Origin of the sequence: Paraburkholderia sp. MM5384-R2 (assembly GCF_014201025.1) — a bacterium.
Classification (GTDB): Bacteria; Pseudomonadota; Gammaproteobacteria; order Burkholderiales; family Burkholderiaceae; genus Paraburkholderia; species Paraburkholderia tuberum.
The window spans coordinates 61,581-72,884 of record NZ_JACHDI010000005.1 but is presented as its reverse complement, the minus strand read 5'-3'; the positions used below and the strand labels follow the sequence as shown (position 1 = coordinate 72,884).

Genomic DNA, 11,304 nt, shown 5'->3' with positions numbered 1-11,304 from the left:
TCGACTAGTGGGCCACGGCGGCAGCGCCATGCTCATCGATCAGATGACCGGTATAGAACCGGTCCAGCGAAAACGGCGCGTTCAACGGATGGGGTTCGTCCTTCGCGATCGTGTGCGCATAGACCCATCCCGAGCCGGGCGTCGCCTTGAAGCCGCCCGTCCCCCAGCCGCAGTTGAAATACAGTCCCCTCACATCGGTCTTGCTGATGATCGGGCACGCGTCCGGCGACACGTCGACGATGCCGCCCCACTGCCGGTTCATCCGCACGCGGGAAAACACCGGGAACATTTCGACGATCGCCTCGAGCGTACCCTCGATGACCTGGAAGCTGCCGCGCTGCCCAAACCCGGTGTACTGATCGACGCCCGCGCCGATCACGAGATCGCCCTTGTCGGACTGGCTGATATACGCGTGGACCGCATTCGACATCACGACCGTGTTGACGACCGGCTTGATCGGCTCCGACACCAGCGCCTGCAACGGATGGCTTTCGAGCGGCAGCCGCACGCCGGCCATGTCGGCGAGCGTCGACGTGTTGCCGGCCGCGACCACCGCGACCTTCTTCGCCTTGATGAAACCCTTGGTCGTGTCGACGCCCGTCACCTGGCTGCCGTCGCGGCGAATGCCGACAACCTGGCAGTTCTGCACGATGTCGACGCCGGCCTGATCGGCGCCGCGCGCGAAGCCCCACGCCACCGCATCGTGCCGGGCCACGCCGCCGCGCCGCTGGATCGATGCGCCGAGCACCGGGTAGCGGCTGTTCAGATTGATGGTCGGCTCGAGTTCCTTGATCTGCGCGGGCGTGAGAAATTCGGCGTCGACGCCGTTCAGGCGGTTCGCGTTGACGCGGCGTTCGGTGTCGCGCACGTCCTGCAGCGTATGCGCGAGATTCATCACGCCGCGCTGGCTGAACATCACGTTGTAGTTCAGATCCTGCGCGAGCCCTTCCCACAGCTTCATCGCCTTCTCGTAGAGCGCGGCGGATTCGTCCCACAGGTAGTTCGACCGCACGATCGTCGTATTGCGCGCGGTGTTGCCGCCGCCGATCCAGCCCTTCTCGAGCACCGCGACATTGCGCACGCCATGCTCCTTCGCGAGGTAGTACGCGGTCGCGAGACCGTGCCCGCCGCCGCCGACGATCACGACGTCGTATTCACGTTTAGGCTCGGGGCTGCGCCATTGCCGCTCCCAGTTCTCGTGATACGACATCCCGTTGCGTAGCAGGCTGAATATCGAATAGCGGCTCATCGTCGTTCCTTTGCGGTTTTGCAGATGCGGTGTAGCGGTTCAACACTCGATGACGTTCACGGCCAGTCCGCCGCGCGACGTCTCCTTGTATTTCGTCTTCATGTCGGCGCCGGTTTCGCGCATGGTGCGGATCACACTGTCGAGCGACACCACGTGCTTGCCGTCGCCCTTCATCGCGAGGCGGGCCGCGTTGATCGCCTTGATCGCGCCCATCGCGTTGCGCTCGATGCACGGAATCTGCACCAGCCCGCCGACCGGATCGCAGGTCATGCCGAGGTTGTGCTCCATGCCGATCTCGGCGGCGTTTTCCACCTGGGCCGGCGTGCCGCCCATCACGGCAGCGAGCGCCGCGGCGGCCATCGAGCACGCGACGCCCACTTCGCCCTGGCAGCCCACCTCGGCGCCGGAGATCGATGCGGTTTCCTTGTAGATGATGCCGATCGCCGCGGCGGTCAGCAGGAAGTCGACGATGCCCGCGTCGCTCGACGCATGCATGAACTTCACGTAGTAGTGCAGCACCGCGGGAATCACGCCGGCCGCGCCATTGGTCGGCGCGGTGACGACCCGCCCGCCGGCCGCGTTTTCTTCGTTGACGGCCATCGCGTACAGGTTGACCCAGTCGAGCATCGACAGCGGATCGCGCAGCGACTCTTCCGAGCGCCCGCGCAATTGCGCGCACAGCTCGGCCGCGCGGCGCTTCACGTGCATCGGGCCGGGCAACTCGCCGCGCGCCTTGCAACCGCGCTCGACACATGCGGCCATCGTGCGCCAGATCGCCAGCAGGCCCTCGCGCACTTCGTGCTCGGGCCGGGTCGCGCATTCGTTGCGCAACGTCACTTCGGCGATGGACAGGCCGCTTTCGCGGCACACGCGCATCAGATCGTCGCCGGTGCGAAACGGATACGGCACCTCCGCGTTGGCGCGCCGGCCGTTCACGCGATCGCCGTCGCGATTGACGACGAAGCCGCCGCCGATCGAGAAGTACTCTTTTTCGACGAGCAGTTGACCGTTCTCGTCGAAGGCCTGGAAGCGCATGCCGTTCGGATGCACGACGCCCGAGCCCGGCGCGCCCGGCATCAGCTTGCGCAAGAAGCCGAGATGTTCGCGCTCGTCGAACGCGACCGGATGCTTGCCGAGCAGCACGAGCTGTCGGGTCTCGCGGATCGCGCGCAGCCGCGGCTCGATCAGCTCAGGATCGAGCCGGTCGGGCAGATTGCCTTCGAGGCCGAGCAGCACCGCCTTGTCGGTGCCGTGGCCCTTGCCGGTAGCGCCGAGCGAGCCGAACAGCTCGGCTCTGACGCGCCGCACGAAGCCGAGCAGATTCGCGTCCTCGATGTGCGATGCGAAGCGGCAGGCGGCGATCATCGGCCCGACCGTGTGCGAGCTGGATGGACCAATGCCGATCTTGAACAGATCGAAGACGCTGACGTTCATGGCGTGCCTTGTGCGTTGTGTCTTGCGTGTTGCGATGACCGGAAGCGCTTCGACTCGACTCATGCGCCCGGATGGAATGTGCGTCTATTGCACCGCACGCCGGGCCGGATCGATAGAATAAAAACGGCATCGCAATGGGATGGCGTCGTCAAGTGAGCCGCCACGCGGGTCTCCCGGCGCATTTGCGATGACTTGGGACGCATTTGCGACAGGCGGCCCGATTGCGGCGGGCAATGCTGAAGGTCCGTGGTGCTATCCTCGGCTTCACCGTTTCGGTCAACGTCCGTTCCTCTTTCGCCGTTCTTTTCACCGACCCGCCGCGCGCATGAATTCCGCTGAAACGCTTGCCCCTCCCTCACTCGACACAGCCACGAAGCAGCGCATCCGCTTCGGCATCATCCTGCTGCCGAACTTCACGCTGACCGCATTCGCGGGTTTCGTCGACCTGCTGCGCCTGTCCGCCGACGAAGGCGACTTCAGCAAGCCGGTGCGCTGTTCGTGGAGCGTGATCGGGGAAACCCTGGCTCCGGTGCGGGCGAGTTGCGGCATCCAGATCACGCCGTGGGAAACCTTCGAGACCGCCGGGAAGTTCGACTACGTGGTGGTGGTCGGCGGACTGCTGCACTCGGGGCCGGCCGCGAGCGAGGCGACGCTCGCGTTCATCCGCCGCGCCGCCGCCCGCGACGCGACGCTGGTCGGCATGTGCACCGGCGTGTTCTCGCTGATGCGCGCGGGCGTGCTCGACGGCCATCGGATCTGCGTGAGCTGGTTTCACTACTGGGATTTCATCGAGCGCTTTCCGTCGGTCGACGAACAGATGCTGGTCGCCGACCGGCTGTTCGTGATCGACCGGCGGCGCATCACCTGTTCCGGCGGCCGCGCGTCGATCGACGTCGCCGCCGCGATCCTGCTGCGTCATTTCGAAACCGCCACGGTGCAGAAGGCGCTGCGCATTCTGCTCGTCGACGACCTGCAGAAAGGCAACGCGCCGCAGCCGCATCCGCCCGGTCTCGCGCCGGCCTCGCATCCGAAGGTCAAGCGCGCGATCCTGCTGATGGAGCAGCACGTGGGCCGCGCGCTGCCGCTCGACGAACTGGCGGGCAAGCTCGATCTGTCGCCGCGTCAGCTCGAACGGCTGTTCAAGGCGCAGACCGGCAAGGCGCCGCAGGCCTACGCGAAGCTGGTGCGCCTGCGCACCGCCGCGTGGTTGTTGACGAGCTCAGACAAAACCGTCGCCGATATCGCGTCGAGCTGCGGCTTTTCGGACGCCTCGCACCTGGGACGGGAATTTCGCAAACAGTTCGGCGTGCCGCCGATGATGTATCGCGAGCAGCGCGGCACGGCGCAGCAAGCCGACGACGGCTCATGCTACGACGAAACGTTTCCGGGCCGCGCGCAGGCGATCTGACTCCGCGCGGCATGCGAGGCCGCGGCACCCGCTACTCCGGCATGCGCCGCTCGACGCTCGGCGCATGTCCGAACTGCGCGCGATAGGCCTTGCTGAAATGACACGGAGAATGAAAACCGCACACCATGGTCACGCGCGCGATCGACGCGTCGGTATTGCGCAGCAGATCGCGCGCTCGACGCAGCCGCAAGCTCAGGTAGTAATGCGTCGGCGACACGTTCAGGAATAGCTTGAACATCCGTTGCAAATGACGCTGCGACAGGTTGACGAGCCGGGCGAGTTCGTCGAGCGATAGCGGCTCCTCGATGTTCGCTTCCATCAGCCGCACCACTTCGATCAGTTCGGTGCGCGACAGGCCGACCCGCGCGTCGACCGGAATGTGCTGGTAATCGGTCGAGCCGCGAATCCGCTCGACGATGAATTGCTCGGACACCTGCGCGGCCACCGCGGCCCCCAGCCGCATGCCCACCAGATGCAGCATCAGATCGAGCGGCGCGGTTCCGCCGGTGCAGGTCAGCCGGTCGCGGTCGATCACGAACAGTTCGTCGTCGAAATGCACGTGCGGATAGCGCTGGTGCAACGGCGACATGTCCTCCCAATGCACGGTCGCGCGATAGCCGTCGAGCAGCCCGGCCGCGAGCAGCGCATACGGACCCGTGCAGATGCCGCCGAGCGGCACGCGGTGCGCGGCCGCCTCGCGCAGCAGCGCGATCACCGCGTCGTTGACATACTCGCGCACGTGCCAGCCCGCGCACACGAACAGCAGGTCCGGCATGCCGGCCTCGGCGAGCGTGGTGGTCGGTTTCACCGTGATGCCGTTGCTCGCGCACGCCGGCTCGCCGTCCGGCGTGATCACGGACCACCGGTAGTGCTGCGCGCGGCCCACGTAGTTCGCCATGCGCAGCACCTCGACCGCGCTCGTGAACGCGATCATCGAGAAGTTCGGCAGCGTCAGGAAGCCGACGTGCGCGACGGCGCACAGCCGCGCATCGGTTTCGGCTGAGGCGATTGCGTCGCGCTTCATGGACGTATCGAATCAGGCCGTCAACCGTGTTGCGCCGCCGGCTCGCGGCGCACTTTCATCGCATTGCGCAAACCGGCGAACAGGGGCGCGCGTACCTTGCCCGGCGCCCGGCCGAAGCTCTCGGTGATGCGGTCCAGAATGATCGCCAGCATCACGACCGACATGCCGCTTTCGAAGCCGAGTCCGATATCGAGCCGCTGGATGCTCGCGAGCACGTCGTTACCGAGGCCGCCCGCACCGACCATCGACGCGATGATCACCATCGACAGCGCCATCATGATGGTCTGGTTCACGCCGGTCATGATCGACGGCAGCGCGTTCGGAAACTGCACCTTGTACAGCAGTTGCCACGGCGTGCAGCCGAACGCCTGTCCCGCTTCGACGATTTCGCGATTCACGTGCTTGATGCCGAGCGCGGTCAGACGCACCGCGGGCGGCATCGCGAAGATCACCGTCGACAGGATGCCCGGCACGCGGCCGAGACCGAACAGCATCGCGGCCGGAATCAGGTAGACGAACGCGGGCATCGTCTGCATCAGATCGAGCACCGGGCGCACGATCATTTCGACCGCGCGGCTCTTCGCCATCCAGATGCCGAGCGGCACGCCGAGCACGAGACTGATCACCGTCGATGACAGCGTGAGGCCGAGCGTGATCACCATCTGATCCCAGAAGCCGGTGCCGTAGATCAGCAGCAGTGCCGCCAGCGTGAACAGCGCGAAGCGCCAGCCGACGCGCCACAAGCCGATGCCGACGAAAAACGCCATCAGCGCCCACATCGGCACGGCCTGCAAACCGTGCTCGACCGCCGCGGCGAAACTCTCGATGACCTTGCCGATCGTGTCGAAGGTCTGCGCATCGTGATCGAGCAGGTAGTGAACGCCGTGATCGACCCACGCGCCAACTGGAATGACTTCAGACATGAGAACCTCGATGGCGCGTGAGAACGTTCAGCACGTTCGTCTTGTTGACCGAACCGCAGTAGGAGCCGTCCGCTTCGACGACCGGCAGCGGCGCGCGGCTCGCCACCACGCGCGCGACCACGTCGTCGAGCGGCGTGCTGCGGCGGATGCATTCGATCTGGTTGAGCTGCGGCGATACGTTGCCCGTCGCGTCGCGGCACACGAAGCCGCGAATCCTGCGCTCGCTGTCGAGCACGAACGCGTAGTCGGCGCTGCCGTCGAGCGTCGCGGCGACGCTCGACGCGTCGATCTGCGGCGCGTGCATCAGCGGCACGTCGTCGGTCTGCATCAGATCGCCGGCCGTCAGATAGCGGCTCGTGTCGATGCCTTCGAAGAACGCGCGCACGTAGTCGTCGGCCGGGTTCTTGATGATTTCCCGCGGCGTGCCGATCTGCACCACGCGCCCGCCTTCCATGATCGCGATGCGCGTGCCGATGCGCATCGCCTCCTCGAGATCGTGCGACACGAACAGGATCGTGCGCTGCTGCTCGCGTTGCAGATCGAGCAGCACGTTCTGCATCTCCTTGCGCTTGAGCGGATCGAGCGCGGAGAACGCCTCGTCCATGATCATCAGCGACGGGTTGACCGCGAGCGCGCGCGCGAGCCCGACGCGCTGCTGCATGCCGCCCGACAACTCGGCCGGCAGTTTCTGCGCGAACGGTGCGAGGCCGACCTGTTCGAGCACCGTCAGCGCCCGCGCCTCGCGCTCCTTGCGGCCGACGCCCGCGACTTCGAGGCCGAACGCCGCGTTGGCCAGCACGCTGCGCTGCGGCATCAGCGCGAAGGACTGGAACACCATGCTCATGTCTTTGCGGCGCAGCGCGGTCAGCTCGGCGCGCGGCACGCTCGCGACATCGCGGCCGTCGATCAGCACCTTGCCGGCGCTGGGCTCGACGAGCCGATTGATCAGGCGAATCAGCGTCGACTTGCCCGAGCCGGACAGGCCCATCAGCACGAAGATCTCGCCCTCGCGAACCTCGAACGACGCGTTGTGGACGCCGACGATCTGACCGGTGCGGGCAAACACCTCTTCTTTCGTGGCGCCGCTGGCCAGCATCGCGAGCGCCTGTTTCGGATTGCTGCCGAACACCTTGCACAGCCCTTCGACCACGACCTTGGGGGAATTCATCGAGTGCTCTCCTCGCTTGCGGACGTCCGTCCGCGCTGTGCCTACATAGTTGCCAGAAAAAAGTGCGGCTAACCGACTAATTCCGACAACCACATGAGGAAATGCGACACCCGGCCATGCCGTGGACGCTTGGCGCGGCGAGCAAACCCTTGTGGGAGAACGGATTGACGTGGGTTGGCCCGCGCGCGGGGCGTGTCGCAACAGAGCAAGCGGCGCTCCCGGACGGCGGCAAGCGCGAGGCGCCAGAGAGGCGCCGGGTTCAGGAAATCGACACGCCCAGCAAGCGCCCGACGCCGAACGTGAACCCTGCCGCGATGAGCCCGATGACGATCTGGCGCAGCGCCGAAAACCCCGCGCTGCGTCCGTTGAACAACGACGTGAACACGCCGATCGACGCGAGCGCCAGCATGCTCAGCACGACACACTGCACGATTGCGCTGACGCCGCGCGTCCACAGGAACGGCATCACCGGGAAAATCGCGCCGAGCGAGAACAAGCAGAACGACACACCCGCCGCCGACCACGGATTGCCGCCCAGTTCCGACGGATCGAGACCGAGCTCCTCGCGCGTGAGGGTGTCGAGCGCCTTGTCCTTGTCGCGCATCATCTGCGAGGCCACGCGTTTCGCCTCGTTCGCGTCGAGCCCTTTCGCGCGGTAGATCAGCGCGAGTTCGTGCTCCTCCGCTTCGGGCTGTTCTTCGATCTCCTCGGCTTCCTTGGCGATCTGCGTGCTCGCGAGTTCGCGCGCATTGGTGACCGACAGCCATTCGCCGAGCGCCATCGAACAGGCACCGGCGATCAGCCCGGCGAGGCCGGTCAACAGGATCGCCTGGTTGCCGGTGCCCGCGCCAGCGACGCCCATGATCAGGCAGAAGTTGGACACGAGGCCATCGTTCGCGCCGAGAACCGCCGCGCGCAGATCGTTGCCCGACGCGGCGCCCTTGTGCCACGACTCGGCCGCGGCAATGCGCGCGCCGGACGACAGGTTGGCATTGCCGGTGCTCGCGAGCGTCTGCACGACGGCCGCGTGATGATGTTCGTCGGCCGACATGTGGCCCGCGTCGCGTTGGCTTTGATATTTGTTGCGGTCCGCGTATTCGGCTGCGGCGAGCGTCGGCAGCACGAAGTCCGCGCCGCACACGCGCACGAGCCCCTTCATCAGACGCGTCTTGACCGCATGGCCACGGCCCTTCGGTTCGATGCCATTGGCTCTGAGCTTGTCGGCCCACACTTGCGCGTGGCTGTGTTCGGATTGCGCGAGATCCTGATAGACCTGCTTGCGGGTCTCGTCTTTCTCGACCTGCGCGAGCGTCTCATAGAGGGCGGCGCTGTGCAGTTCGTCGGAGAGATTCGCCTTGTAGCGTTTCACTTCATGTTTCGTTGCCATGATCGCGCCTCGCAACTGCCCGGCGCCTCATCAACGATGAATGCCACGCCGGGCGTCCGGTGTCCGTTACTGACTGGCAGGCGCACCAACGCCGGCCTTCTTCTGGGCTGCCTGCAGCTTGTCCGGATAGTTCGGATCGTTCTGCGCCGGCTGGTAGCCCGCGTCTTCGAGTTTCTTCAACTCGGCGTTCTTTTTCGCGCGAGCCTGTTTGCGCTCTGCCTTGCGCTCGGCCTTGGTCGGCTTTGGGGTGGTCGTCGTCGCGCCTTGCTGGGCTGCGGCATCCGTCGAGCCCTGCGCGAGCGCGAGCGGAATCGTACCGGCCATCAGTGCGACGGCCGAAACGCCCAGCATGATCCGTTTAATGGCGAAGTTGTTCATCACTGATATCCCCTGAAAAAAAGGCAATAACGTACGAGTTGCGTCTGCGAACCGTGAACCACACACGCCGGGTCGTACAGCCTCCACGCGAACCCGTCAACGGGAGCTTACTGCCAAATAGCGGGATGCGGGTCGGGAGCGTGGACGCCCCCCGGCGCCGCGCGCCCGCGCTTATAGTCGGCTGCGTCGTATGCCGGTGCCTGTGTCTCACCGTGCTGGAATCAAGCCGCACGCACTTCCTTCCGCGATTCAGTTTTTTGGCATGTCCGCGCCGTCAGGAGTATCTTTTAACCGCGCCGGAAGCGCCAACACCACCACTCCTCTATAAGACAGACGCTTCCCAGAGTCCAGGCCAGCTCGACAAAGCGCGACGTTTCTAATATGCAACGAAGCGACATCAACTTATCGAGGATGGTGAAACAGTGAAAACAGTCAATCTTTTGAAGGTGCTAGGTATTGCGTTGTGCGTGGCAACCGCATCCAGCGCCTACGCCCAGGCGAGCGACGCGCAGACGCCTGCCGCCACGGCAGCCGCGCCGGCCACGACCGCCCAATCGACGCGTGCAGCAGATCGCAAGCTCGGCCGCGACGTGCGGCGCGCGCTCGGCAAAGCGCCGGGCTTCAATGTATCGAATGTGTTCGTGCGGGCGCGCGGCGGCGCGGTGACGTTGACCGGCTCGGTGCCTGAGGGCGACATGATCCAGCAGGCCGGCGATGTTGCGAAAGGCGTGCCGGGCGTGACCTCGGTGACCAACAGACTCACCCTGAACCTGCCATCCCGCGGGAGTGGCGGGAGCTGAGCACAAGCTGGACGCAACTCAGCGCCGCACTAACCCCACCACATATCTGCACACCTCGGTGCCCGCATTGAAGAACTCGCATTCGACCGGCGCACCGAGTTGCAAACAATCCCCCGCTTCGAGCCGGTGCGTCAGCGCGCCCTCGCGAAACGTCAGCACCCCTTGCGTGACCCAGATCTGCTGATGCTGAAACACGAACGCATCCGACGGATAAGGCACCCTCACCCCAGTCGGCAATTCGATTTCGAGCAGTTCCAGCACGCCGCCGGTCGGCGGTGAAATACGCCGCCGCGTATAGCCGGTTTCGGGGTCCTCCCACAGCGACTGGTCCGCATGACGCACGAGCCGCTCGCCGGTCTGCTCGGCGAGTGCGAGCAACGTGGACAGCGTCAGCCCGAACGCGCCCGACAGCCGCCCGAGCACCGTCGCGGTCGGACTCGCCTCGCCACGCTCGATCTTGCTGATCATCGCCTTCGATACACCCGAGCGCTCGGCCAGCTCGGCGAGCGACCAGTTGCGCGCCTCGCGCTCGGTCTTCACGCGCGCGGAGATCGCCTGGGTCAGATCGATGGCGGAAGTTTCGGACATGGCGGGGTCGTCGTTGCGCAAGTGGGGGGCACCTTGTCCTCAAAGACCTTCCGACAACCCGCCTTGGTCAAGGCCTCTTGTTGCAACTCGAGGTTCTGAACCTGCGTCGAGACACGGGCATAGCCGATGATCGTGGCGTGACAGTGCCCATTGACGAGTTCGTTGCCGCCGGCGGCCGAGACAGTTGCCTTCAGTTCCGTTAACTCCATCCGCTCGGTCATTGCTTTATTCCGTCGTCCTTGCGGTCTTCATCTTCGGCATCCTGGCACGCGGCAGGCAGTTGTTTCAGTAGCTCTGGCAGCGCCGTTTGCATTGCAAGCATCGGTTGCGGCTTGCTGCATGTGGTCGAGGTAGTCCGGCAAGCGGTTCTCGTTCATACCGGCTGCGCCTCCGCAAGCACCTTGGCCCGGAACTTCTGCGGCAGGTCGGCCGGGGTCAGCAGATCGACGTGGACGCCGAGTAGCGCTTCCAGTTCATCCTGCAACCCCCCAAGGTCGAACAGCGTCGCCCCTGGCAACGCATCGACCAGCAGATCGAGGTCGCTGCCGTCCCGGTCGGTGCCGTGCAGCACCGAGCCGAACACGCGCGGGTTCTCTGCGCGGAAGCGACTCGTCGCTTCGCGCACTACGCTGCGCTTCATGTCGAGAACGACGGACGGTCGCATGGGCATCCTTTCTTATCGAAACTCATCGAGACGATAAGCGATTGAGTCGAGACTCGCAATGCCTTCACCTCCCGTGCCATGCCGGTTGCGTTGGCGGGCTTGCTGCCCCGGCACGGCCTACGCCAGGCTGGTTACCTTTGACGCAGCAGCGCCAGGATCAGCGCAGACCAGTTCAGGCCGCTACGACCACCGCAACCGGCACAGCCAGCCGACAACGTCTTGCATAGTGATTTTTCGTCCACTATATTAAACGAAACGCCATCGCCCGAACCCGCTCGTCA

General features: G+C 65.3%; 11 protein-coding genes and 1 pseudogene. 2 read left to right on the top strand and 10 right to left on the bottom strand.

All coding sequences use genetic code 11. From position 1 onward, the window contains the following. Positions 1-4 precede the first annotated feature (4 nt). Both HDG37_RS10815 and HDG37_RS10810 read right to left on the bottom strand, forming a co-directional pair. The gene (locus HDG37_RS10815) at positions 5-1,249 is read right to left on the bottom strand and encodes a sarcosine oxidase subunit beta family protein (RefSeq protein WP_184046850.1); all 1,245 of its coding nucleotides are present in this window, start codon (positions 1,247-1,249) and stop codon (positions 5-7) included. A gap of 39 nt (positions 1,250-1,288) precedes the next feature. Beyond that, a complete protein-coding gene (locus HDG37_RS10810; protein WP_184046848.1) occupies positions 1,289-2,683 on the bottom strand; it encodes an L-serine ammonia-lyase in 1,395 nt (464 codons plus the stop codon). A 325-nt stretch (positions 2,684-3,008) separates the two neighbouring features. Here HDG37_RS10810 and HDG37_RS10805 point away from each other — a divergent pair, with 325 nt between their 5' ends. After that, positions 3,009-4,091, top strand: a complete 1,083-nt coding sequence (locus tag HDG37_RS10805; RefSeq protein WP_184046846.1) for a GlxA family transcriptional regulator — start codon at positions 3,009-3,011, stop codon at positions 4,089-4,091. 31 nt (positions 4,092-4,122) lie between these two features. Here the strand turns inward: HDG37_RS10805 and HDG37_RS10800 are convergent, their stop codons facing one another. The 5 genes from HDG37_RS10800 to HDG37_RS10780 form a co-directional block, all read right to left on the bottom strand. Then, positions 4,123-5,115, bottom strand: coding sequence for a GlxA family transcriptional regulator (locus HDG37_RS10800; RefSeq protein ID WP_184046845.1), 993 nt, complete (start codon positions 5,113-5,115; stop codon positions 4,123-4,125). Positions 5,116-5,135: 20 nt separating this feature from the next. Then, the gene (gene choW / locus HDG37_RS10795; protein ID WP_184046843.1) at positions 5,136-6,038 is read right to left on the bottom strand and encodes a choline ABC transporter permease subunit; all 903 of its coding nucleotides are present in this window, start codon (positions 6,036-6,038) and stop codon (positions 5,136-5,138) included. Then, a complete protein-coding gene (locus HDG37_RS10790) occupies positions 6,031-7,206 on the bottom strand; it encodes a glycine betaine/L-proline ABC transporter ATP-binding protein (RefSeq protein ID WP_184046841.1) in 1,176 nt (391 codons plus the stop codon). The genes choW and HDG37_RS10790 overlap by 8 nt, the downstream gene beginning before the upstream one ends. A gap of 259 nt (positions 7,207-7,465) precedes the next feature. Beyond that, positions 7,466-8,593, bottom strand: coding sequence for a VIT1/CCC1 transporter family protein (locus tag HDG37_RS10785; protein WP_184046839.1), 1,128 nt, complete (start codon positions 8,591-8,593; stop codon positions 7,466-7,468). Between the two features lie 66 nt (positions 8,594-8,659). Beyond that, positions 8,660-8,971 (bottom strand): hypothetical protein, encoded by a 312-nt coding sequence (locus HDG37_RS10780; RefSeq protein WP_184046837.1) that lies wholly within the window; start codon positions 8,969-8,971, stop codon positions 8,660-8,662. 422 nt (positions 8,972-9,393) lie between these two features. Between HDG37_RS10780 and HDG37_RS10775 the strand changes: the two genes are divergently transcribed. Continuing rightward, positions 9,394-9,771 carry a BON domain-containing protein gene (locus HDG37_RS10775; protein ID WP_184046835.1) on the top strand — a complete coding sequence of 126 codons (378 nt, stop codon included), beginning with the start codon at positions 9,394-9,396 and terminating at the stop codon, positions 9,769-9,771. 18 nt (positions 9,772-9,789) lie between these two features. On the opposite strand, the gene HDG37_RS10770 is transcribed toward HDG37_RS10775, so the two are convergent. The 3 genes and pseudogenes from HDG37_RS10770 to HDG37_RS10760 all read right to left on the bottom strand — a co-directional run bounded on the left by HDG37_RS10770 (position 9,790) and on the right by HDG37_RS10760 (position 11,023). Continuing rightward, entirely contained in the window at positions 9,790-10,359 is a 570-nt protein-coding gene (locus HDG37_RS10770; protein ID WP_184046833.1) for an XRE family transcriptional regulator, read from the bottom strand. Positions 10,360-10,373: 14 nt separating this feature from the next. Continuing rightward, positions 10,374-10,490, bottom strand: a pseudogene (locus HDG37_RS39175) (recombinase family protein); the annotation flags it as partial. Positions 10,491-10,732: 242 nt separating this feature from the next. Next, complete coding sequence (locus HDG37_RS10760; RefSeq protein WP_184046831.1) at positions 10,733-11,023, bottom strand: nucleotidyltransferase family protein; 291 nt, start codon at positions 11,021-11,023, stop codon at positions 10,733-10,735. Positions 11,024-11,304 lie beyond the last annotated feature (281 nt).